The sequence below is a fragment of the Sphingomonas sanguinis genome, from assembly GCF_019297835.1.
In the GTDB taxonomy this organism is placed as follows: Bacteria; Pseudomonadota; Alphaproteobacteria; order Sphingomonadales; family Sphingomonadaceae; genus Sphingomonas; species Sphingomonas sanguinis_D.
In genome coordinates this window covers 424,536-448,918 of sequence record NZ_CP079203.1, presented here as the reverse complement: position 1 = coordinate 448,918, position 24,383 = coordinate 424,536, and the positions used below count along the sequence as shown (strand labels likewise).

Here is a 24,383-nt window from a genome sequence, read left to right as displayed (position 1 = left end):
GCCTGCCGGTTGCATCCCCGGCCACCCCGGCTATGCCCGATGAGGCATACGGAGCTTTTCATTGGTCGACGGTCCCGCCCCCATCCTGACGCCCCCCGCGCCCGGCGATCGCCTGTTGTCGCTGGATGTTTTGCGCGGGGTGGCGGTGATGGCGATCCTGCTCGCCAACCTGCCGGGCTTCGCACTGCCCGACCCGGCCTATTCCAACCCCATCGCCTGGGGCGGGCAGCGGCCGGTCGACATCGGGGTTTGGGTCCTGACCGAAAGCTTCGTCAACGGGCGGATGCGGGGCCTCTTCTCCCTGCTGTTCGGCGCGTCGACCTTGCTAGTGATCGAGCGCGCGGATGCGGCGGGTTGGAACGGCGCGTCCTTTCATCTGCGGCGGATGGCGGTGCTGTTCGTGCTGGGGCTGGTCCACCTGACCTTCATCTGGACCGGCGACATCCTGGCCCATTACGCGCTGGTCGGTATCGTCGCTCTGGCCTTTGTCGGACTGACACCAAGAGCGCTCTGCTGGTCCGCCGCAGCCTTTGCCGGGCTGTCGATGGCCCTGGGTTCGCTGGAATGTGTCGGCCTGTTCGCCGCCGTCACCCGCAGCACGCCGCAACTGGCGGCTTTGTGGGACGGCTATCAGATGGCGTTCGGCTCCCCTTCGCCCTCCAGTCTGGCACCGGAGATCGCGGCCATGCGCGGGTCGTGGTCGACGGCGACGGCCTTCCGGCTTCAGAACAACGGCAATCCGCTGATCGACCTCGTCCAGATCGGCCCGGACACGTTGAGCGCGATGCTGCTGGGCATGGCGGCGTTCAAATCGGGTTTCCTGACGGGAAGCTGGTCACGCCGAGCCTATCGCCGATGGGCAGTCCTTGGTCTGGGGCTGACGGTCCCGGTCTATGCGGCGATGGCGTCGGGCATCATGGCGAGCGGATATGACGTTCGTGCCATCACCTTGGTCGAGCTGTTTCTCAACATCCCCTTCCGGCTGGTCGGTACGCTCGGCTATGCCGCGTTGATCCTGTTGCTGACGCGGCCGGGCGGGTGGTGGACGACGCGGATCGCGGCGGCCGGGCGCATGGCCTTCACCAACTATATCGCGACCAGCATCGTGATGACGGCTATCTTCTATGGCCATGGCCTCGGCCAGTTCGCCCGCTGGGACCGGGCCGATCTTTACTGGCTTGCACCGATGATGTGGGGCCTGATGCTGTTCTGGTCGAAGCCATGGCTTGCCCGGTTCGGACAAGGGCCACTCGAGCGTCTCTGGCGGCTGGCGAGCAGGGGAATGGCTGGCAGAACACTATAATTTTCTGCAAACGCCTCGCAACAGCCTTGCGACCCACTATCATTAGCGCTACAAGACGGCCGTTATCGATGGAGAGCGCCTTGGTCGTCTGCGTGTGCAATGCCATCCGGGAATCGCAAGTTCGTGACGCGGCTCGCGCCGGGTCCATGACCCCGTGTCAAATGTATCAGGCGCTGGGTCGTCAGCCCAAATGCGGTCAGTGCGCGGTTCTCGCACGGGCCATCATCGAAGAAGAACGCGCCGCCGCCTGAGCCTGCGCGGCCATGCGACCCTGAGCCCGCTCTGGCGTTGAGGGACTTTGGGAGAGCGGCGATGAGCGACGGAAAGACTTTGCAGATTGGCCTGCGCCGCAGCGGCGAGATGGCAGCCGTCTTCATGATCGGCGACGGCCTGCTTGGATTGCTACAGCCAAGGCGGCATGTCGAGCTTTGGCGGTCGGACGTCCCGGCGGTCGATATGCTGGTCCGGTCCTTTGCCGGTCACCCCCTACGACGCCGGGCTTACGGTTTGGTGCAACTCGCCGCCGGACTGGCCCTCGCCTCTTCCTTGTGAAAGCCATAGACCCCGCCCGCCGATGAGCAGGCCAATGGCGATCAGGCTACCCAGGATCGGCACGACCGTCGCGCTAAGCGGCAGGAGGCTACCGCCAGCCCCCACCGCGACGATGGCAGCGAACAGCAGATTGCCCATCGCCGCCGAACCCTTTAGTCCCGCCAGGAACAGGCCGACCGGCGTCGTTTCGCCACCCACGCCGCCGGATCGCTGAACGATCTCGGTCAGCAAGGCCCATATGGCCAGGTTCATGCCGCCCAGCGCTCCGCCGAACAGTGCCAGCAGCGTCATGCTCAACGCGCCGTTCGGCAGGACCGTCAGTCCGATCATGGCGAGGATCGCAACGCCATGCGACACGGTGGCGATGCGGCTCGGCGAATGGCGACGCGCAATCGCCATCCAGCCAGGCAACGCCACCGACTGCGCGATGGTGATGGTCAACAATGCTGGCCCCGCCCAGCTCGCCCCGCCGCGCACCGCCTGCCCGTAAAAAGGCAGCGCCCGCTGAAACAGCGGCACCAGCCCCGCCTGCACCACCGCCAGAAACAGCAACCGGCGAAAGGATGGATTACCGAGATAGCGCAGGATGGGGCGCGAATGTCCCTCACCCGCCGCCGCCTGCCCCGGCGAGTTGAGGCCACGGGTCGCGATCAGCGCGATGGCGAGGGTCGCCATATAGAGCGCCCCGCCCGCCATGGCGCCACTCGCAAAGGACTGGCGCTGGGCCAGCGGATCGGCCAGCGACAGGCTGGAGCCGGAAACCAGAGCCAGCAGCGCGACTCCCGAAGCGCTGAACAGCAGCCGCATTCCCGACACCCGCGCGGCATCTCCCGGTGCGCGTGCGACCCGGATCAGCAGCGTGTTGTGCCCGACATCGCACAGCGAATAACCGATCCGGCAGGCGATGATCGCCGCCGCCACCGCCATGGGCGCCTGAAGCACGAAGATCAGCCAGAAACATACCCCGCAGAGCGGCGCACCGACCAGCACCAGCTTCGCCAGCCCCCTGGCTCCGCCTCGTGCATCGGTGAACCGCGCGACACTCAGGTCGAACATCGCATCCCAGCACAGCGACAGCGCCAGCAGCGCCCCGGCCGTCAACGGCCCGAACCCGGCGATCGACACCAGATAGAACAGCATGATGCTCTCGAAACTGGTCCACACCACGCTCTTGCCGAGATTGCCGACGCTATAGCCTAGCTGGACCGGCAGCACGTGGGATCGGCTGGACAGGGTTTCGGGGTCGGTCGTCATCGCAACTGCCCCTAGACCGGATGACTTTCATTTATTTGACACGACGCAAATATATCGGCTCGCCATGTCCCGCCCTTCGACGCCGCCGTCCCGCCGCCCGCAGATCATGCTTAACGAACCGCAGCGGCGCGTGTTGATGCAATTGCGGATCGAGGGATCGGCGCCGCGCACGCGGCTGGCGCAGTTGCTGGGCATGAACGGCGCGTCGATGACGCGGCTGACCCAGTCGCTGTTGGCGCTCGACCTGATCGAGGAACAGGACTCGATCGACGCGCAGGCGCGGGGGCGGCCGATGGTGCCGCTGACCGTGTCGGGGCATGGCGGCTGGGCGATCGGGGCGACACCCCACCCGGGCTGGCTGGAACTGGTGATCGTAGATTTCCGGGGACGGCCACTCGTCCACGACACGACGCCGTTCGACAGCCCCGACCCGCGCATCTTCGCCCAGACCGTCGAGGCACGGCTTCAGGCGATCGCTGCCACCCATGGCTTCATGAGGGGCAAGTTCCTCGGCATGGGCGTCGCGGTGCCCGGCTATGCGCTACCCGGCGACCGCAATCGCCGGATCGTGGTGGACCGGGTGGCGGGGTGGAATGACGTGCCGCTCGCCGAAATGCTGGGCGATGCGCTGTCCATGCCGGTGTGGATCGAGAATGACGCCAGCGCGGCGGCGCTGGCCGAATATTATCAGGACGGGATCATCGGGCGTTATCGCTCGGTGCTGACGCTGTTCCTGGGGCATGGCATAGGCGGCGGCCTGATCGCCGAGCGCGATCTGTTTCTGGGCGAACATGGCAATGCGGGAGAGGTCGGACGGCTGTTCCCCGGCCACAGGGCGCGCCCCTCTGGCATCGATCTGCTCCATGTCCTGCGCGAGTCCGGGGTCGCGATCGACTCGCTTGCCGGGATCGAGGCGCTCATCGAAAGCCATGCGCCCCTGATCGCCGCCTGGACCGAACGGGTCATCAGGCAATTGGAACAGGCGGTGATGAGCGGCACGGTCTGGCTCGATCCGGGTGCGATCATCCTGTCGGGCGCCTTGCCCATCGCCTTGTTGCAGCGGATCGCCGAAGGGCTGGCGGAGCGGTCGCTGCACCGCGACGATGGCTATCGATCCACCCTGCCCGCCATCCTGTCCTCGCGCATCGGCAGCCGGGCGGTGGTCATCGGCGCGGCGATGATTCCGGTCCATGCCGTCACCGCGTCGCAGGGCGCGATTTAATTACATGTAAGCAAATAAAACTGTCATCGATGGCCGCCAATGCGCCCCCGTCCAGACATTCCGGGGGGTATCATGAAGCACGAATTTTTGATGGGCGCGGCGCTGTCCGTCGCGACGGTCCTGGCGCAACCCGCGCTCGCCCAGACGCAGACTCCGGCTGCCGCCACGCCCGACACTCCGGCGGCCGATGCAGGCCATTCCGACATCATCGTCACCGGATCGGCCCGTCAGCAGCGCCGTTTCGACGTGTCCTATGCCGTCAACGCGCTGTCGCAGGCAGACATCCAGAAGCTGGCCCCCAAGAGCACGACCGACCTGATAGGCACGCTGCCCGGCATCCATGTCGAGGCGACCGGCGGCGAGGTGCAGAACATCACCCGCGTGCGCGGCATCCCGACCGATCGCGGTTTCCTCTATTATCAGCAGGACGGCCTGCCGCTGTTCCAGGAGCTGGACGGCTGGTTCTTCAACCAAGGCGACGGGATGAACCGGCTCGACCTGATGACCGACCGGATCGAGGTCGTGCGCGGTGGCCCCGCCCCGATCTATGCCAGCACGGCCGCCGCCATCGCCAACGTCATTACCGTCACCGGCACCGCGACGACACGGGGAAAGGTCCAGGCGACCCTCGGCGATACGGGCTATTACCGGCTCGACGCCTATCAGGCGGGGCCGCTCAACAGCGATACCTATTATGCGGTGGGCGGGTTCCTGCGCTATCATGACGGCTATCGCGACTCCGGCTTCCCCAGCGATCGGGGCGGCCAGATCCGTGCCAACATCAAGCACGATCTGGCGAATGGCTTTATCAAGCTCTCGGGGCAATATACCGACGACCACAACGTCTTTTATCTGTCGATCCCGACCAACGATCCGCGCAATCCGTCGACCAGTCTCAATCCCTATATCGACTATTTCAACGGCACGCTGAACACGCCCGCGCTGCGCGACGTCAACATCCGCTATCGCGACGCGTCGGGCGTTGTCCAGAACCAGCGCGGCGACCTGGCCAATGGGCGCCATATTCAGTTCGGCAATGTCGCGCTGGATTACGAGGGCGATCATGGCGACTGGCACGTCTCCGCCAAGGGCGGCCTGACGATGGGCAAGGTGCATTTTGACGCCTTCTATTCGACATCAAACCCGGTCGATGCGACGATCTTCGCCAACAGCTATCTCGCTGCCTCCACGACCGCGTTCGGCCCCGGCATCACGCGCATGGGCTATAGCTTGGCCGGGACCGGCGGGCAGACGCCCTATGACCCGTCGGCCGACTCCGGGCTGGTGATGCAGGCGCAGTATCGCTCGATCCAGACCGACTTCTATTCGTCGCAGGCCGACCTGTCGGTGACGCGCAAGTTCGACACCGGCATCGGCACCCACGACATCCGCATCGGCACCTATGGTTCACTCTGGGGCCAGAAGATGTTCACCGCTTATCAGAATTATCTGATCCAGGTGAAGTCGCAGCCCAAGCTGCTCGACCTTGCCGCCTATTCGGCGAACGGGGCGGTGCTGGGCTATGTCACGGACAATGGCTCGCTCAACGATGCGGTGTCGCTGAACGCGGGCAATGTCGACGGTCGGATGATCGCGCTCTATGGCACCGACAGCTGGGACGTGACCGACCGGCTTCGCTTCGATGCGGGCATCCGGCACGAATGGTATAGCTATAGCGGCTTCGCGCAGCTGACCGCCACCTATAATCTGGGCAACGCCACGACGCTGGCCGACAACAACACGCGCGGCTTTACCGGCGCGATCGGTCAGTTGCGGCTGAAGCAGCAGGCGACCAACTGGACCGTCGGCGCCAATTACGACCTCAGCCGCCATATCGGCATGTATCTGCGCGCCTCGCAGCTCGACGTGCCGCAGAACACCACCATCGCCTTCAATTTCCCCACGCCCGCCGTCATCCCGACCAAGGCGAAGCTGTACGAAGCGGGGGTCAAGCTGGCCTCGGGCGGGTCGTATCTCTATATCACGGGCTTCTACACCAAGTTCGATCCGCTCAACGCGAGCTTTGCCGGGTTCAATCCGGCCACGGGGCGCGCGGACGTGACCACGACCTTCATCGGCACCGCCGAGACGAAGGGCATGGAAGCGGACGGACGCCTGAAGCTCGCTGGCCCCTTCTCGCTGGCCGGATCGGTGACGTGGCAGAACCCGCGCTACCTAAACTTCAGCAGCAATACCGGCCTCGACGGCAGCCGTGCCAACAGCAAGCAGATCGTCCGCGAACCCAAGCTGTTCCTTAACGTCCGTCCGACCTTCGACTTCGATGTCGGCGGCAATGCGGTCAGCCTTTACGGCCGCTACGACTATGTCGGGCGTCGCTACACCGACTTCTTCAACTCGACCGCGCTGCCCGCTTATGGGTCGTTCGGGCTGGGTGGCATCGTGACCTCGGGCGCGTGGCAGTTCCAGCTGGTTGGCGACAACATCACCAATGCGCATGGCTTTACCGAGGGCAACACGACGGGCGACCGCTTCGGCCAGGGGGTTCCGACCGCCATCTTCGGGCGGCCGCTGTTCGGGCGCAACGTTCGCCTGATCGTCAGCCGCAAGTGGTGAGCCGCATGTCCGCTCCTTCGGGAAAGTCCGCCATGTACCGTCCCCTGATGGCCCTTGCGCTGGCCTGTATGGCTTCGTCCGCGCAAGCCAGCCCCGCCGATACCATGCGCCGCATCCGCGATCCGCAAGGGGGGCTGATCGTGATCGCCCATCGCGGCTGTCACGAGGCGGCGCCGCTGCACCGGCTCGGCACCACGCCCGAGAACTCGGCGGCCGCCTTGGCTCAGTGCGTCGCGATAGGGGCGGACGTGATGGAAACCGATGTCCGGCGCAGCCGCGACGGGTATCTGGTCATCATGCATGACGACCGCGTGGATCGGACGACGGACGGCACCGGCAAGGTTGCCGACCTGTCGCTCACCCAGCTCAAGGCGCTGCATCTTCGGCAGGACGAGGGCGGTCCTGCGGTCCCGCTGACCGACCAGCGGGTGTTGACCCTGGATGAGATGCTCGCACTCGCCAAGGATCGCATCATCCTGAACCTTGATGTGAAGGATGCGATTTACGGCGAGGTCGTGAACACGGTGCACCGGGCCGGTGCGCAGGACCGAGTGATCGTGAAGACCTTCGCGGGCGTCGCCTCGCAGCCGCTTGCCGCCATCGCCCCCTATGACCGCGTGCCCTTCGCCCCGATCCCGATCACGGCGGAGCCGAATGCCGCCGACGTGCCGCAGATCATCGAGCAGCAGATGCGCGGGGGTGTGAAGCCCCTCGCCGTCGAACTGCCGGCCCTGCCGCTCGCCACCCTGCCCTCCGTGATGGCGCGGGCCAAGGCGGTGGGCGTGCCGATCTGGGTCAATACGTTGTTCAAGGGCTTCGTCACGGGCATGGGTGGCGATCCCGAGGCGCGTCGCGATCCGGCGGCGGTCTGGGGACGGCTGGCCGATATGGGTGTCCGCCTGATTCAGACCGATGCGGTGGAGGCGCTGGTCCGCTACCGCGCGGCGCGGGAGCGGCGTTAAGCGGCCCGCCGGGCCGAGCGGCGTGGACGCCGGAACCAGAAGGTCCACACCGCCAGCGTCCCCAAAAGGGTCAACGCCAGCCCGCTGACGGTCATCAGCAGCTTCCACGCCACCCCGCCAACCCGTCCGGCATGAAGCGGATAGAGCATGTTGTAGACCCGCGCCGCGCGCGGCATCGCCATCGCGTCGGTGTTCGACAGCAGGTGCCCGGTGGCGGCGTCGAAGGACAGGGTGGTCCGCCCATTGGGCAGCCACTCGTCCGCCCGGCGCATCCGCAGCGTAATCGGATCGCCCGGTTTGCGTGGCATGCTCAGGATACGGGGCACGGCATCAGGATAACGCTGGGCCGCCGTCGTCAGCATCGCCTGCCAAGGTGGGTTGGCTGTCAGCGCTCCGCCATGAACCTTGCCCGGTCTTAGCGCCGCCAGCGCCTTGGCGGGCGAGCCGAACGGGGCAACGACGATCATCGCGAACGGCCGGAACACCATGGCCGCGCCGGTGACGGTCGAGAGCAGCAAAAGCGGCGCGACGATAATACCCAGATCACGGTGATGCATGACGATCGCGGGACGGCTCAGCCGCTTCGGCCAAAGCCGCCATTTGAAGGTCCGTCGGGTCCGCCACCACAGGATCGTCCCCGACACGACGAAGAACAGCCCGCACAGCCCGGCGATCCCGATCACCGTCTCGCCGACATCGCTGGCGAACAGATGATGATGGAAATCGAACAGCCATAGCTCCGGCCGCTCCCACTGGCTGCTCCAGCGATCGACGATCCGCCCGGCCTGATCGGCATAGGCCCCCGCCCCGCCCGGCAAGCGAAGCTGGTTCAGCGCAAAACCGTTATCCGCGAACACCACGCTCTCGCCGCCCTTCGGCTGGGGCAGCAAACGTTGCACCGCCGCCGCAACCGAGCCGGGATCGCGGACCAACGGCACGGCCTTGCCCGGCACCATGATCCACGCGGCCTTCCAGACGAGCAGGCTTCCCGTCAGGCCGAGCAACGCCAGCACCAGGCCGATCACGCCGCCCGTCCAGCGATGGAGCAGGTCGAGCCACTTCATGGTCAGAACCTTACGTCCCAACCCAGCGTGATCGTCCGCCCGCGCCCGGCGAAATAGCTGAAATTGTCGGTCGGCAGCCGGGTGTCGCTGGAATAATCGATATAGAAGCGGTCGAGCAGGTTCTGCGCGGCAAGATATATGGTCCCCTTGCCGGTATTATAGGCGATGGTCCCGTCGACCACGGTATAGCCGCCAAAGTCGTTGCGCGGATCGCGCAACAGCCCCTTGAAGGTGCGCGACAGGAAGAACTGGCTCTGAAGCCGCGCCGACCAGGGGCCGCGGTCGTAGCTAGCGGCCAGATTGAGCCGGTCGGGCGAGATGTTGCTGCCGTCCAGATCGGTATTGACGATCCCGTCGGGCGGCGTGTTGCTGTCATATCGGCCCGACAGATGCGCATAACCGATGGACAAGCGCGTGCCGGGCAACGGCAGGCGCATCCCCAGATTGATCTCCAGCCCCTGAATCTCGGTGCGCAGCCGCTGCACGTCGAAGATGCCGCCCGGATTGGCGATGAGCAGCTGCCCCTTATCGCTCGACGACCAGAAATAGGCGGCGCTGGCATCAAGCGGCCCGCGCTTCACCTCGATGCCGATCTCGCGATTGTTCGAGACGATCGGCGCGATGTCGAGGAACTTGTCGATCTCCACGCCCGGCCGGTTCACCGCACGGGTGATGCGACCGATATCGGGCACGGTGAAGCCCTCGGCATAGCTGGCATAAGCGCGGATGCCCCGGACCGGCTCGACGATGACGCCGCCGTTGAAAAGGGCGTCCTGGAAGGTCGGCGTCCCGCCCTTCACCGATACGCGATTGGACGTGGCGAGCGTGGTATAGTCGTCGATGCGGATGCGGACATTCTCCCACCGCACCCCGCCCGCCAACCGCACCGCCTTGTCGAACAGCGCGAGATTGAGTTGGCCGAAGGGCGCCAGGCTACGGAAATCGCTCGGCGGCACCCAGACACGGTCGGTCAGGATCAGCCGCTGCTCGGTCTTGTCCCACAGCGCGTCGAACCCGACGATCGCCGTCAGCGCCTCGAAACCGGGAATGGCGCGCTCATAGCTGATCTTGCCGCCGATCTTGCGGCTCCGGTTCTGCGACTGGTCGATCAGCGTGCCGACCGGCGCGATCGACGGGTCCTGGAAGGTCGCGATCGGGTTGATCTCCGCGCCGAAGGTGTCGTGGGTGCGGTTCCAGAAGACCTGGGTGACGAGATTGCCCTCGGCCAGATCGGGATCGGTCAGCGACAGCGCGACGCTCTCGGTCCGGCTGGCGGCGCTGCGCCCCGGCGGGTTGCCGCGCTGCGCACTGGTCGGCAGGCCGGTCAGCCGGTTGCCCGCGACCGCGACATAATCGCCATCGCCTTTCAGCTCGAAACGGCTGGCGATCAGGTCGAGCCGCATCGTGTCGGTCACGGCATAGCCCGCCCGCGCAAACAGCGAGGTCGTGCGCGAATCCTGCGTTTCGCCCTGGGTCAGGTTCAGGCCGACACGCCGCCCATCGCCATCATAGAACACGCCGCGCTTTTCATAGACCGCGCCCGCGCTGATATCGAAGCGGCCCGACTTGTACTGGAGCAGTCCACCGACCTTGCCGCCCAGCCCTTCGCCGTGGAAATCGGCGTCGGCGGTACCCTGTACCAGCGCGCGGCCGCTCAGCCCCTCCTTGCGGGGCGCGCCCACCGTCACCTGGTTGACGATGCCGCCGGTCCCTCCGACGCCCTGAAGCGCGTTCGATCCATAGATCAGCTCGACCCGGTCGATGAAGAAGCCGTCGATCGTGTACCCGTCGCGGCTTCCGTCGCGCAGCGGCGTCGTCTGCGGAATGCCGTTGATCGCGTATAGCGGCGAGCGACCGCGCAGCGTCTCGCCTGCGCCTGACAGCTTCTGGCGGGTCGGCGAGAAGGACGGGGTCAGCGTCGCCACCGCATCGACCACCGAGCCGGAGATGGCGAGCTGCTGGTCCAGCGCCTGCTTGTCGATGACGTCGATCGTCATCGGCAGGGCGTTGGGCGGCAGGACGGAACGCGCCGCGCTGACGACGATATCCTGCTTCGGCGCATCGCCCGCCTCTGCGACCGTGGCCGCTTCCTGTTGCGACCGGGCATCCTGCGCATGGCCGATCGCCGGACAGAATGCGACCGAGGTCATCGCCAAAAGCCGCCAACGCATCTTCATTCTCGCCACCCCCTTTGTGGTGGGAGGCGCATAGGCAAAAGATCATGCGATTGCAACTCGCTCGCATTAGCTTGATTGTAGGGCGTGCTAGCTGCTCACAATTTTGCCGAAATATGCAGCACTTACGGCGAACATTCCGACGCGGGCGCGCGTTGTCGCGGCTCACTATCGAAAGCATCCTGTGCCGCATTATCTGATCGCGCAAAGCGAACTGCCTGAGGAACGGGAAGCCCGCCGCCGCCGTGCGGGGAAGAGTTCGGGCGAAACCTATGCGGCGACGTTGGAACAGATGCAGCCGGGGATCGAGACGACGATCATATCTCCCGCCGACGATGCTAGCTGCGGTTTCTCGACAGACCGACTGGCGCAGTTCGATGCGGTCTTCCTGACCGGATCGCCGATGCACGTCTATGACGACAGCCCCGAGGTCCGGCGTCAGCTTGACTTCATGACCCAGGTTTTTGCGGCGGGTACGCCCTCATTCGGATCGTGCGCAGGGTTGCAGATCGCGGTCGCGGCGGCGGGCGGGCGGGTGCGCGAGATGCCCGAGCGGATGGAGGCGGGCATCGCGCGCCGCATCACCCCGAGCGAGGCTGGCCGCAGCCATCCGTTGCTCGCTGGCCGTCCGCCGAGTTGGGACGCACCCGCCATCCACGGCGATGAAGTCGAACAACTGCCGCCGGGTGCGACGCTGCTCGCCAGCAATGCGGTGACGACCGTACAGGCGGCGGAAATCCGTTTCGACCGGGGGGTGTTCTGGGGCGTGCAATATCACCCAGAACTGGCGCTACGCGAAATCGCCCTAGCGATCGCCGCCCAGGCCGATGATCTGGTCGAGGCCGGACTGGCCGATCGGGCGGAGGATGTCGAGGCCTGGAGCGAAGACCTCGACGCGCTTTACGAGGCCCCCCATGACCGCGCGCTCCGCTGGCGCCTGGGCGTGGATGGCGAATTCGCGGAGGAACGGTTGCGCCGCCGCGAAATCGCCAACTTCCTGTCCAACCTCAGCGCCTTGCGCGGCTAAGCTGTCGGGCCATCAAGGCCCGACATCCGCCGCGCCGGTCTGGACACGCAGCGCCTTGCCTGCCTTGAAGCCCAACGCCGCACCGACCCGGTCATCCCAGCCATAAGGATCGTTGCGCACGATCGGCTCTCCGCCATCGTCGAACAGCACCGTCTGGTAGAGCAGCCGGACCGGGATCTGGCGCGGTAGCTTCACGAAGCTCTCCTTGCCCGTCTCGCGCGCCCTGTGCCACTCGTCCAGCACGCCCTCGTCCTTCGCCAGCATCTCGGCAAAGCCCAGCGCGTCGTCGACGCGGACGCAGCCATGGCTTCGCTGCCGCTGAACCATACCAAACAGCGCCTTGGCGGGCGTATCGTGCAGATAGATTGCGTGGTCGTTCAGCATGTCGAACTTGACCAGCCCGAGCGAATTCTTCGGGCCGGGCTGCTGCACGATCCAGCCATCCTTCCAGACCATGTTGTTGGCCTTCAGATAGCCAGCGCCCTTCTTGGCCAGTTCCTTTTCCTGGATCGATCGCGGCACCGTCCAGGTCGGGTTGGCGACGAGGCGATAGATGGGCGACCCGAGCTGCGGCGTCTCGGTATCCGGCTCGCCCACTACCACCTTGCGGCTGTCGACGATCTTGCCGTCGCGCCAGTAGGTCAGGCGCGCCGCCGCAATGTTCACGTCGATCCGGGTGGCAGGTGGCGTCCGCTCCAGCCAGCGCAGCCGTTCCATCGCCACCGCAATGGCCCGCGCCCGGTCGGCGTTGGACATGTTCAGGATGGCCAGCGCCTCGCTGCCGATGATGCCATCGGGCTTCATGCCGTAATCGGCCTGCATCCGGCGCACCGCATCGACGATGGTCGGGCTATAGCTGTCACCCTGCGCCGCATTGGGCGCAAGATAGTCGAGGATAACCAACTCGCGCAGGATGGCGGGCAGGCGCGGGTCGGTGTCGCCCGGCTTGATCGGCTCGCCCGTGCCCGCAATCTTGACGTCGGCATCCTGCGGCTGCTGCCGGAGCTTGAGATAGGCGTCGGAGAGCCGCTTGTAATTGCCATCCTGCGGCGCAAGGCCGTTCAGCCATTTGGTCAGGTCGCCGCTGCGCAGCGCCGCCGCCAATCCCGCCTTCAGATCGGGCGACGGATGGGGCACGGTATAGACCTCGTACAGCTTGGTCGGATCGGTCGCCCCTCGCGCCAAGGCGGCGGCGAAGCGCAGCGCCTGTGTGGTCGTTCCGCCGTCATCGCCGCCGGACACGTCGAACGTCATATGGTCGAGACCGTGCGCCGCACGCGCATCGATGGCCTGCTTGAGCTGCCCGCGTGTCTTGTCGCTCCACCGGGCGGGACCGGCCTGCTCATCCGCCTGGGACGTCGCATTCTGATCCGTCGCGACCTGACCGCCACATGCCGACACCAGCAATCCCAGCGCCAATACCGTCCCTGTCCGCATATCCGTCCGTCGCTCCCTCATTCGGAATCGTAAACGCACCGAAATGAAGTCGGCTCCCGCTTTGTTTGGAGGGCTTTACCAAGCGAACGTCAGCGAGATCGTGGCATGAGGGATCACCGCTGCCGTCGTGCCACCCGGCGCGTCCAGGCGACGCAGCCGGTTGTCCCGGACCAGCGCGAGTATATCGGCCTGCAAGGTCGCGGCACCGGCACCCATTTTCAGCGGCTGAGCCAGGGTCACGCCCCCGCTGCCATACACCCGCGTACCGCTGCCCGCCGCATAGAAGCCGTTCCAACCGATACCTACTAACAGGGGCACGCTCAGCGACGGCCCATCCTCCCGGCCCGACAGCTCGAAGGACGGACTGATCCCGGCGATCGTGTAAAGACCGCCCTCCCCTTGCGTCCGACGGGTGATCGCCGCGCGGGGTTTCAGCCGCCCGAAACCTTGATCGGCGGTATAGAGAAGACTGAGGCTGGCTTCATGCGTCGTCGACGCCACGCCGTTGGGACTGGTCTTGATGGCGTAGGTCGCGGCCGTCGTCAGCCCCTCCGCCGGACGCCAGGCGAGCCCGAGCAGATTGTTGCTCTCATACCAGGCACGCGGGGCGGCACGTTCGTCCTGACGCGGCGCGTGAAAGCCGTTGGAGCTTTGTCCGACGACGAACAGCTCCCCGGCGCCGTCCCGTCTCCGCCGAACGACCCGCGCACCACCGACGGCGACATGCACTGGCACGCGGTCGAGTGCCGCATCGTCATCGTCCAGCGCACCGCGTGCATAATCGCCGTTGCGGACGTCGAGCATGACGACCGGGTGCCAGTCCGCCTTACGATCCTTCACATCGATTTCGGACAGGGTGGCGTCCTCGGTATCGGCGAAGGGGATCGACTGGCCCCAGGCAGGACCAGTCCCCGCGACGAAGGCGAACGCGGCCGCCGCCATCGCAGCGCCATGTCCGCGCCTCACGAGGTCCGGCGGACCAGCCAGACCGTATCACCCGCGTCGTCGAGGACGAAGATCGCGCCGTCCTCGCGGGTCTGGATGCTGACCGGACGGCCATAGACCTCGCCCTTCTTCGCATCGGCGATGAAACCGGTCAGGAAGGGCTGCGGGGCAGCGGTCGGGCGACCGCTGGCAAAGGGCACGGCCAGCACGTCATAGCCGCTGAAGCTCGACCGGTTCCACGAACCGTGCCGCGCGACATAGGCGGTTTGCGCCGCATTGCCTTTGTCGAAGGCCAAGCCAAGCGCGGCGGCATGGGCGCCGACGGCAACATCGGGCATCAGGGTCTTGGCCAGCAGGTCGCGCCGCTCATTCGCATGGCGGGGATCCTGCTTTCCATAATAGCTATACGGCCAGCCATAGAAGCCGCCTTCCTTCACGCCGACCAGATAATCGGGCGAGATATCGTCGCCGATCTCATCCCGTTCGTTGACCGCCGTCCACAGCACACCGCTGCCGGGCGCCCAGGCCATGCCGACCGGGTTGCGCAAGCCCGAGGCGTAAAGACGCTCGCGCCCGCTCGCCAGATCGACCGCGAGGATGGCGGCGCGGCGCTTCTCCTCGTCCATGCCGAACTCGCCGACATTGGAAGCCGAGCCGACCGAGACATAGAGCGTGCGGCCATCGGGGCTGAGCAGCAGGTTGCGGGTCCAGTGGTTGTTATAACCACCGGCGGGCAGCGCGATCAGCGGCTTGGGCGCGGCGGTGATCGTCGTCTGACCGGGCTGGAAGGGAAAGCTCACCACGCCGTCGGTGTTCGCGACATAGAGCCGCCCACCGACATATTGCATCCCGAACGGCTGGTTCAGGCCTTCGCGCAATATGAAGCGTTGCTCCGCCACGCCATCCCGGTCCGCATCGCGGAGCAGCGTCAGGCGATTGGCGCTGAACCCGGTGGTCTTGGACAGCGCCTGCCCGCGTTGAACCTCGGGATCGGCGTCGAGCTTGGGCTTGGTACGCGCCTCCGCCACGATCACATCGCCGTTCGGCAGCAGCAACGCCTGCCTCGGATAGTCCAGGCCGCCCGCGAACTTCACCACCTCATAGCCGCGCGGCGCGACGGGCTTTCGCCCCTCGGGCCAGCCGATCGTCTTGGGATGGTTGACGACCGACTCCGTCGCATAGGGCTCCGGCTGGGGCGGAAGGCCCACGACCGGGGTGCCCGACTGGGCGGAGGCCCCGCCTGCGACCATCGTCGAGGCGAGAAGAAGATGGGCGAAGGCGATCCTGTTCATGCTGGCTCCCGGTTGCGTGAGCGAGGAACCACCCGATCCGGCCATATGTCCGCCGCTGCGACCGGGACATGAAATGTTACACGGCACCGATCCGCACGTCGCGGTAACGCGGGTTCAGGATGTGGAAGACCAGCAGCGCGACGAGATAGGCCAGGCCGCAGGCGATGAAGAAGGGCTGATAGCTCCCTACCCGGTCGAGCAGCGCACCCAGCGCCTTGGACGCGATGAACCCGCCGGTCGCTCCGGCAAAGCCGCCCAAACCGATCAGCGTTCCCTGCGCATAACGCGGGAACTGGTCGCCGGGCAGTGCGAAGAGGTTGGTCGAAAAGCCCTGATGCGCGGCACAGGCGAGGCCGATCATCGCCACCGCAACCCAGATGCTGCTCGCCTGCGCGGCGAACATCACGGGCAGCGCGAACAGCGCACAGGCGAACATCGCCCGCTTGCGCGCCCGGCCCGTCTCGACACCCCGCTTCAACAGCCGTGAGGAATACCAGCCGCCGACGATCGCGCCGACATCGGCCATGATATAGATGGCGACCAGCGGCGGCCCGAAATTCTTCAGGTCATAGCCATAGCGGCTGTGGAAGAAGTCCGGCAGCCAGAACAGGAAGGTCCACCAGACCGGATCGATCAGGAAACGCCCGGTCATATAGGACCAGGACTCACGGTGGCGCAGCACGGTCAGAAAGCCCGCGCGCCCTATCGTCTCGACCCGCTCCGCCTCGATCCAGGCGCGTTCCTCGGGCGTGATGCGCGGATGGCTGTGCGGCGGGTGATAGAGCCGCCACCATGCGGTCAGCCAGACGACGTTGAACAATCCGGTGATGATGAACGCCCAGCGCCAGTCGAGTACCAGATCGGCGATCAGGAACCCGATCAGCAACGGCGTCACCACCGCACCGACATTGGCCCCGGCATTGAAGATGCCGATCGCCATCGCGCGTTCCTTCTTGGGGAACCATTGCGAGGCGGCCGCCAGTGCCGAGGGAAAAGTCCCCGCCTCGCCCAGCGCCAGCGGGATGCGCGCGAGTGCGAAACCGGTGGTCGAGGTGACGAGCGTCTGCGCAAAATGGCCGACCGTCCATGCCCCCATCGCCAGCAGATAGCCCGCGCGCGGCCCAATCCGGTCGATCAGCCAGCCGAACAGCAGGAAGCCGAAACCATAGGCGACCTGGAAATAGCCGGTAATGTCGCCGTAACCGCTATTGGTCCAGCCATAGAGCACGGTCAGCTGGGGTTTGAGCACCCCCAGCACCAGCCGGTCGATATAACTGAGCACGACGGCGGCGAAGAGCAGCCCGCAAATGACCCAGCGCACCCGCCCGCGTGGCGGCGGCACGGCATGGGCGGCGGTGTCGGGCGCGGTGGCGGCAGCCTGGGTCAGATCGCTCATCTTACCAGCTCCACCCTCTTTACCAACTCCATAGCGTCCCGTCCTCCAGACGGTTCACCGGCAGATAGGCGCGCTTGTAAGGGTAGGTTTCGGCCAGCGCCTCGTCGATCTCGACGCCCAGGCCGGGCGCGTCGCCGGGGTGCATCATGCCATCCTCGAAGCGATAATGATGCGGGAAGACCGCGTCCGTCTCCTCGGTGTGCGGCATATGTTCCTGGATGCCGAAATTGGGGATCGACAGCCCGAAATGCAGGGCCGCGGCCATGGTGACAGGCGACAGGTCGGTCGCGCCGTGACAGCCGGTGCGCACCTGATACAGGTCGGCGAGCGAGGCGATCTGCCGCAAATGGGTCAGGCCGCCCGCATGGACGACCGTGGCGCGGATATAGTCGATCAGCCGGTTCTCGATCAGATGCTTGGCATCCCAGATCGAGTTGAAGATCTCGCCCACCGCCAACGGCGTCGTCGTATGCTGGCGGATCAGGCGGAACGCCTCCTGGTCCTCGGCGGGGGTCGCATCCTCGATCCAGAAGGGACGATAGGGCTCCAGATCCTTGCCCAGCCGCGCCGCCTCGATCGGGGTCAGGCGGTGATGGACGTCATGGAGCAGGTGCACGTCCCAACCCAGCGCCTCGCGCGCGGCGGCGAAGAGTTCCGGCACGACGCGTAAGTATTTCTCGGTCGACCAGACGCTCTCGCTGGGCAGGTCGGCATCGGCGGGTTCGTAGCGCTGCCCGGCCTTGGCCACGCCATAGGTGGAGGCGAGGCCCGGCACACCGCATTGCAGGCGGATCGCGCGATAGCCCTCGTCGCGGTGGCGGATGGCCGTGGCGATGGTGTCTTCGATCGACGTACCGTTGGCATGGCAATAGACCATGCAGCCTTCACGCGCGGGGCCGCCCAGCAGCTGATAGACGGGCAGCCCGGCGACCTTGCCCTTGATGTCCCACAACGCCATGTCGACCGCTGCGATCGCGGTCATCGTCACCGGCCCGCGCCGCCAATAGGCACCCTTATAGAGATACTGCCAGATATCCTCGATCCGGTGCGCCTCCCGCCCGATCAGGCAGGGGATGACATGGTCCTGCAGATAGCTGGCGACCGCCATCTCGCGCCCGTTGAGCGTCGCATCGCCCAGGCCGGTGGTGCCGTCGTCGCATTCGATCTTCAGCGTGACGAAATTGCGTCCCGGCGAGGTGACGATCAGGCGGGCGGAAACGATCTTGGGCATGGAAACGTCCTTCAGGCGAACAGAGGCGCGACAGAAGGATGGCCGCACGAAGCGGCATGGCGGATCGGGTCTTGCCAGCGGGTCATTCAGGCCCCTCCTGTCAGGCAGCCGGTCCAACCCGACTTGCCAATTGGTCTGATAGCGGTAACGTGCGGGCCAAGCGTCGGCTTGTCAATTGCCGACACATCGGGAGAGTATGGCATGAAACGGATTCGCGCATGGACCACCGCGCTGTCCCTGTCCTTGGTCGCACTGCCATTTCCGGCGGTCGCGGAGGACGGCTACGCGCTATGGTTGCGCAATACGGCGCCATCGGTCGGACAGGTGAATGTCAGGGTGTCAGGGGCGTCGCCGACGCTCGATCTGGCGGCATCCGAACTGCGCCGCGCCCTGCCCGCTGGTACGCCGCCCGTCATGGTCGCGACGGCGGCCGACCCTGCCCTCCGCTCGCTGCGTTTGCCGTTCGAGGGGCTGGGCGAGGAAGGCTATCTGGTTCGTAGCGTCACGCTAGACAGGCAGAAAGTCCTGCTTGTCGCGGGCAACAGCGATCGCGGCGCGCTTTACGGTGCGTTCGCGCTGATCCGTCATCTCGCGACCGGCGGCAAGGCGGACGGCGTCGCATTGCGCTCGGCCCCCAAGGTCAAGCTGCGCGTGCTCAACCATTGGGACAATCTTGATGAAACCGTCGAGCGTGGCTATGCGGGCCAGTCGCTCTGGGACTGGTGGACGCTGCCCGACTTCCGTGATCCGCGCTATACCGACTATGCCCGCGCGAACGCGTCGATCGGGATCAACGGCACCGTCCTGAACAACGTCAACGCCAAGGCCGACAGCCTGACCGCGCCCTATATCGCCAAGGCCGCCGCGCTGGCGGACATATTCCGGCCCTGGGGCATCAAGGTCTATCTGTCGGTCCGCTTCTCCGCGCCGATCGAGCTTGGCGGGCCGAAGACCGCCGATCCGCGCGATCCGGCGGTGGCCGCGTGGTGGAAGGCCAAGGCCGACGAAATCTATCGCACCATCCCCGATTTCGGCGGCTTCCTGGTCAAGGCCAATAGCGAGGGCCAGCCCGGCCCGCGCGACTATGGCGCATCCCATGCCGATGGCGCCAACATGCTGGCCGCGGCGGTGAAACCCCATGGCGGCATCGTGATGTGGCGCGCCTTCGTCTATGCCGAAACCGATCCCGAGGATCGCGCCAAGCAAGCCTATACCGAGTTCAAGCCGCTCGACGGCAAGTTCGCCGACAATGTGTTGGTGCAGGTGAAGAACGGCGCGATCGACTTCCAGCCGCGCGAACCCTTCCACCCGCTGTTCGGCGCTATGCCGCGCACGCCGTTGATGATCGAGTTCCAAATTACCAAGGAATATCTGGGATTTGCGACTCATCTAGCCTATCTCGGCCCGCTGTTCACCGAGGTGCTGGACGCCAAGACCGAACAGAAGCCGGGCGAGACGGTGGCGGATGTGGTCGACGGCCAGGCCGAGCATCACAAACTCTCCGGCATGGCGGGCGTCGCCAATATCGGGCGCGATCGCGACTGGAGCGGATCGACCTTCAACCAGGCGAACTGGTACGCCTTTGGCCGCCTGGCCTGGGACCCCGATCTCTCGGCGGAGGAGATTGCGCGCGCCTGGGCCGCGCAGACCTTCGGCACCGACCGGCAGGTCATCGATACCGTCACCGCCATGATGATGGGAAGCCGGGAGGCGGTGGTCGACTATACCGGCGCGCTGGGCCTCGCGCATCTGATGGCGACGGGTCATCACTATGGACCGGGACCGTGGGTGTCCGATCTGGCGCGGCCTGAATGGAACCCGACCTATTATCACCGCGCCGATGCGAACGGGATCGGCTTCGACCGTACCGCCTCGGGCAGCAACGCCGTCGGCCAATATGCGGGGCCGGTCGCGAAGGCCTTCGGCAAGCCGGAGACGACACCCGAATCCATGCTGCTCTGGTTCCATCACCTGCCCTGGGACCGGCGGATGGCGAGCGGCCGTACCCTGTGGGAGGATCTGGTCGCCCATTATGATCGCGGCGTCGCCTATGTCGCGCAGATGCAGCGGCAATGGGACGGCCTGCGCCCGAAGATCGATGCCGAGCGGTGGCAGAAGACGGCGACCTATCTCGCAGTTCAGGAACGCGAGGCCCGCTGGTGGCGCGACGCCAGCCTGGCCTATTGGATGTCTGTCAACCATCGCCCGCTCCCTGCCGGGGTCCGCGCGCCCGAACATGATCTGGCCTGGTACAAAGCGCAGCGCTTCCCCTACGCGCCGGGGCACACGTCATAAGGCGGTTAACGGTCGCGGCCTCGGAAAGGTCGCGACCGACCGCTATTCCTTACCGGCAAAACCAGACGCACCAGCTTTGGTCCGGCCGGTCTGGCTTTACTTGTGCATTGATAAATCGATTGCAGTATTACCACCTGCACTTGTGCTGGCTTTAGATTTAAGCTGGCCGTCTCATCTTGATACGGCGTGGCTGTTGCAGAACAGCCATAGTTCGTCACGAACCCACCGCGGCCTAACCAATTTCCATTGACTTGTGGACCAATAACGCAGAACGATAGCGCTATCAGCATACGCCGCATCAGACGGTCGGAGGGGATAGGATGGTTAACGGCATCGTCATGGCCGACGCATCGGCAGACCGCGCGGCGCATCGCCCCGGCCAGCATGACACGCCATCCACCTGATCCGACACCTGCCCACCGATCCACCGAAATTTTTCCGCATGTCGCAACGAACGACAGCGGGCCGCAAGAGAGGACCTGACATGAAATCCGTGCCCACCATCCGCCTCAGCCGCATTGCCCTGCTATGCGCCACGGGCGTCGGCGCGATGAGCGCGTCGACCGTCTGGGCGCAGGCGGTTCCCGCCCCGCAGGAGCAGATACTCAACAACGGCCAGGATAACGGCCCGTCCACGCCGCCCGCGCCGCAGACCGACCAGACCCAGGGCACGCCGTCCGAGGACATCGTCGTCACTGGTTATAGGTCGAGCCTTGCCAAGTCGACCAACGCCAAGCGCGCGTCGACCGGCTTCACCGACTCGATCTTTGCGGAGGATATCGGCAAGTTCCCCGACACCAACATCGCGGAATCCTTCAACCGTATTCCGGGCGTCACCATCACCCGCGACGTGACCGGCGAAGGCACCAACGTCGCCATTCGCGGCCTGGGATCGAACTTCACCAACGTCACGCTGAACGGCGCGCCGATCGCGGTCGCCTCGTCGGGTTCGACCGACGCGCAGGGCACCGACCGCTCGGTCGACCTCAGCTTCTTCCCGACCGACCTGTTCACCAAGCTGACCGTGAACAAGAGCTACACCGCCGACCTGCTCGAAGGCGGCGCGGCTGGCAATATCGACCTGCGCTCGGCCCGTCCGTTCGATCGCAATACCTCGTTCGTCGCCTATAACATCCAAGGATCGAAGCAGACGCCGGAGGATCGGATCGGTGCGCGCGGCTCGCTGATCGGCAGCTGGCGCAACGACACGTTCGGCGTGCTGGCGGGCGTCTCGGCGCAGCGCCTGTTCACCGACACGCGCGGGTTCGAAACCATCGGCTATACCAACCCGGCGCTGACCGCCGCCCAGTGCGGCGCGACCAGCGGCTGCAACAGCACCGGCGGCGGCAACTGGACGATCCCGTCGACCGTACCGAACGGCGCGGGCGCGGGCCTGATCCCCGGCACCGTGATCGACCGCAACTTCCTGCTCGCCAACAATCCCGGCGCGACCATCCAGCAGATCGACAACGGCCTGCTGCCCCGTCTGGGTCGCGTGACCAGCATTCGCGGCCCGCGTGACCGCATCAACGCGATCCTGAGCGCCGAATATCGCCCGACCGACGAGCTGCATTTTTATGTGGACGGCCTGTACGGCTTCAAGAAGAACGAGCTGATCCGCGAGAACATGGCGTGGATCGTCCGCAACGGCGCGATCATCCCGACCAACCTGACCTTCGACAAGTCGGATTGCAGCGCGGGCTGCACCGTCACCGGCGGCACCTTCGCCAACGCCCAGTTCTTCAACGAATTCCGCCCCTACACCGAGACGACACGCCTCTGGAGCGTCAATCCGGGTGCCGAGTGGCAGATCAACGACAAGCTGAAACTGAACTTCCAGGGCAATTACGCCCGCTCGACCTTCCACCGCGAAAGCCCGACGGTTGGCATGACCACGCCGCTGGGCGTCGGCAACACCGTCACCTTCTCGAACACTGGCGGCATCCCGACGATCACGAGCGCGCTGGACCTGAACGATCCGAAGAATTTCGGCTGGTACGCGGGCAGCCGCGTCAACCTGCAGGACGAGCGTCGCCTGAACATCAACAAGGGGCTTCGAGGCGACCTGACCTGGGGCGACACCGCGCTGAACCTGAAGGTCGGCGGCGCCTATGACGACACGTCGCGCCGCATCCGGGGCTTCGACAACAGCCAGTATTGGCAGAACGCGGTTTGCGGCAACAACCCGAACGTCGCCGTCCCATCGCCCAACTCGCAGCCACCCTGCGAAGGTCTGAACGCGCCGGGTGCTGCGCCTGCTGGCTACCCGACCTATCCAGGCTATGGCACCGGCTTCAGCTCGGGCATGAGCGGCCCGGTCAGCTATGGCGGGTCGCTGATCCCCAATAGTGCCGCGTCCAGCTATCTCTCGCCGGGGCCTGCCGGCTTCGTGACGGTCAACTGGCCCGCCTTCGCCAAGGCCAGCAACTACCAGTTCTTCCACGACAATGCGCCGGAAAATGGCGGCGCGAACACCGGCGCCAGCGCAGGCTTCATTCGCGAAGTCGTGAAGTCGGCCTTCGCGACAGTCAACGGCGCGCAGGAACTGGGTGGCAACACGCTGCGCTTCAATGTCGGCCTGCGCTACGTCAACACGATCCAGACGATCTCGGGCCGCGTCTCGGTCCCCGATCCCCGCAACACGACGGCGTCGGGCGCCTCCCTGCCGGATGGCAGCCGCTATCCGAGCATCATCAACATCGCCGAGACGCGCAACGTCTATTCCGAATGGCTGCCCGCCGCGACCTTCGCCTATGACATCGGCGAACATGCGGTGGTGCGTGTCGCGGGTTCGCGCACCATGACCCGGCCCGACCCTTCCGCCCAGCTGCCGGGGATCAACTTCGGTGCGCCTTCGGCAGATCAGGCCTCGATCGGCAATCCGGCGCTCGCGCCCTATCTGTCGACCAACCTCGACCTGGGCTTCGAATATTATACCGGCCGTGAGGGCGTGATCAGCTTCAACGCGTTCCGCAAGTCGCTGGAAGGGTTCACCACCACCGCGATCAGCACGGTGCCCTTCTCGAACCTGGCGCAGTACGGCATCACCTATGACACGCTGAACCCGACGCAGCAGATCGCGATCAATTCGCGCGGCGGGCCGAGCCAGGCGCAGGTGCAGGTGACGTCGCAGATCAACGTGCCTAACAAGCTGACCATCAACGGCCTGGAATTCCAGTGGGTTCAGCCGCTCGACTTCCTGACCCGCGCGATCGGCATCACCGGCTTCGGCTTCAACGCCAACGCCACGATCGTCGACCAGCGCAGCGACGGTCCGGCCGTCGCGTTCGGCGTGGCCCCCTTCACCTACAACATCACCGGCTATTACGAAAAGAACGGCGTGATGCTGCGCGTCGCCACGACCTCGCGTCAGGGGGCGCAGAACAGCGGCGCGGCACAGAACGGCATCCCCGCCGCCGCGCTGTTCGGGACCGACTATACCACCTACGATTTCTCGTCGGCGTTCGACCTCGACAAGATCTTCGGCATTCCGGGTGCGCCGCAGCTGACCATCAACGTCGCCAACTTCACCAATGCGACGCTGCGCTCCTACTTCCAGTTCGAGAACGCGACGTTCACCCAGTATAAGCCGGGCCGTCAGTTCCTGATCGGCCTGCGCGGCACCTTCTAAGCTTCCGAACGTTCCCCCAAATGA

Annotated in this window: 17 protein-coding genes; 9 read left to right on the top strand and 8 right to left on the bottom strand. The window is 65.6% G+C overall.

The annotated features are described in order from the left end of the window. The first annotated feature begins 61 nt into the window (after positions 1–61). The 3 genes from KV697_RS01820 to KV697_RS01810 all read left to right on the top strand — a co-directional run bounded on the left by KV697_RS01820 (position 62) and on the right by KV697_RS01810 (position 1,855). On the top strand, positions 62–1,303 hold the full coding sequence (locus KV697_RS01820; RefSeq protein WP_257575538.1) for a DUF418 domain-containing protein: 1,242 nt from the start codon (positions 62–64) through the stop codon (positions 1,301–1,303). Between the two features lie 80 nt (positions 1,304–1,383). Beyond that, positions 1,384–1,554, top strand: a complete 171-nt coding sequence (locus tag KV697_RS01815; RefSeq protein WP_042489390.1) for a (2Fe-2S)-binding protein — start codon at positions 1,384–1,386, stop codon at positions 1,552–1,554. Positions 1,555–1,615: 61 nt separating this feature from the next. Next, a complete protein-coding gene (locus KV697_RS01810) occupies positions 1,616–1,855 on the top strand; it encodes a hypothetical protein (RefSeq protein WP_219019857.1) in 240 nt (79 codons plus the stop codon). Here the strand turns inward: KV697_RS01810 and KV697_RS01805 are convergent. After that, complete coding sequence (locus KV697_RS01805; RefSeq protein WP_219019856.1) at positions 1,790–3,109, bottom strand: MFS transporter; 1,320 nt, start codon at positions 3,107–3,109, stop codon at positions 1,790–1,792. The genes KV697_RS01810 and KV697_RS01805 overlap by 66 nt on opposite strands. A gap of 64 nt (positions 3,110–3,173) precedes the next feature. Between KV697_RS01805 and KV697_RS01800 the strand changes: the two genes are divergently transcribed. The 3 genes from KV697_RS01800 to KV697_RS01790 all read left to right on the top strand — a co-directional run bounded on the left by KV697_RS01800 (position 3,174) and on the right by KV697_RS01790 (position 7,867). Further along, positions 3,174–4,331: an ROK family transcriptional regulator gene (locus KV697_RS01800; RefSeq protein WP_219019855.1), complete on the top strand. Its 1,158-nt coding sequence runs from the start codon at positions 3,174–3,176 to the stop codon at positions 4,329–4,331. Positions 4,332–4,421: 90 nt separating this feature from the next. Further along, the gene (locus KV697_RS01795; RefSeq protein WP_219021175.1) at positions 4,422–6,905 is read left to right on the top strand and encodes a TonB-dependent receptor; all 2,484 of its coding nucleotides are present in this window, start codon (positions 4,422–4,424) and stop codon (positions 6,903–6,905) included. A 32-nt stretch (positions 6,906–6,937) separates the two neighbouring features. After that, a complete protein-coding gene (locus KV697_RS01790; protein WP_219019854.1) occupies positions 6,938–7,867 on the top strand; it encodes a glycerophosphodiester phosphodiesterase family protein in 930 nt (309 codons plus the stop codon). On the opposite strand, the gene KV697_RS01785 is transcribed toward KV697_RS01790, so the two are convergent. Both KV697_RS01785 and KV697_RS01780 read right to left on the bottom strand, forming a co-directional pair. Next, on the bottom strand, positions 7,864–8,931 hold the full coding sequence (locus KV697_RS01785; protein ID WP_219019853.1) for a PepSY-associated TM helix domain-containing protein: 1,068 nt from the start codon (positions 8,929–8,931) through the stop codon (positions 7,864–7,866). The genes KV697_RS01790 and KV697_RS01785 overlap by 4 nt on opposite strands. 2 nt (positions 8,932–8,933) lie before the next feature. Beyond that, complete coding sequence (locus tag KV697_RS01780) at positions 8,934–11,102, bottom strand: TonB-dependent receptor (RefSeq protein WP_374011403.1); 2,169 nt, start codon at positions 11,100–11,102, stop codon at positions 8,934–8,936. Between the two features lie 187 nt (positions 11,103–11,289). Between KV697_RS01780 and KV697_RS01775 the strand changes: the two genes are divergently transcribed. Next, positions 11,290–12,132 (top strand): type 1 glutamine amidotransferase, encoded by an 843-nt coding sequence (locus tag KV697_RS01775; protein WP_219019851.1) that lies wholly within the window; start codon positions 11,290–11,292, stop codon positions 12,130–12,132. A gap of 12 nt (positions 12,133–12,144) precedes the next feature. Here KV697_RS01775 and KV697_RS01770 read toward each other — a convergent pair whose 3' ends face one another. The 5 genes from KV697_RS01770 to manD form a co-directional block, all read right to left on the bottom strand. After that, positions 12,145–13,569, bottom strand: a complete 1,425-nt coding sequence (locus KV697_RS01770) for a L,D-transpeptidase family protein (protein WP_219019850.1) — start codon at positions 13,567–13,569, stop codon at positions 12,145–12,147. A gap of 75 nt (positions 13,570–13,644) precedes the next feature. Continuing rightward, positions 13,645–14,511 (bottom strand): hypothetical protein, encoded by an 867-nt coding sequence (locus tag KV697_RS01765; RefSeq protein WP_219019849.1) that lies wholly within the window; start codon positions 14,509–14,511, stop codon positions 13,645–13,647. A gap of 20 nt (positions 14,512–14,531) precedes the next feature. Next, on the bottom strand, positions 14,532–15,806 hold the full coding sequence (locus KV697_RS01760; protein ID WP_219019848.1) for a PQQ-dependent sugar dehydrogenase: 1,275 nt from the start codon (positions 15,804–15,806) through the stop codon (positions 14,532–14,534). Positions 15,807–15,882: 76 nt separating this feature from the next. Continuing rightward, a complete protein-coding gene (locus KV697_RS01755) occupies positions 15,883–17,202 on the bottom strand; it encodes an MFS transporter (RefSeq protein ID WP_219019847.1) in 1,320 nt (439 codons plus the stop codon). Between the two features lie 19 nt (positions 17,203–17,221). After that, positions 17,222–18,433 carry a D-mannonate dehydratase ManD gene (gene manD, locus KV697_RS01750; protein WP_219019846.1) on the bottom strand — a complete coding sequence of 404 codons (1,212 nt, stop codon included), beginning with the start codon at positions 18,431–18,433 and terminating at the stop codon, positions 17,222–17,224. A gap of 201 nt (positions 18,434–18,634) precedes the next feature. Between manD and KV697_RS01745 the strand changes: the two genes are divergently transcribed. Together KV697_RS01745 and KV697_RS01740 are read left to right on the top strand one after the other, a co-directional pair. Beyond that, positions 18,635–20,728, top strand: coding sequence for an alpha-glucuronidase family glycosyl hydrolase (locus KV697_RS01745; protein WP_219019845.1), 2,094 nt, complete (start codon positions 18,635–18,637; stop codon positions 20,726–20,728). 484 nt (positions 20,729–21,212) lie between these two features. Continuing rightward, a complete protein-coding gene (locus KV697_RS01740) occupies positions 21,213–24,359 on the top strand; it encodes a TonB-dependent receptor (protein ID WP_219019844.1) in 3,147 nt (1,048 codons plus the stop codon). Positions 24,360–24,383: the final 24 nt, after the last annotated feature.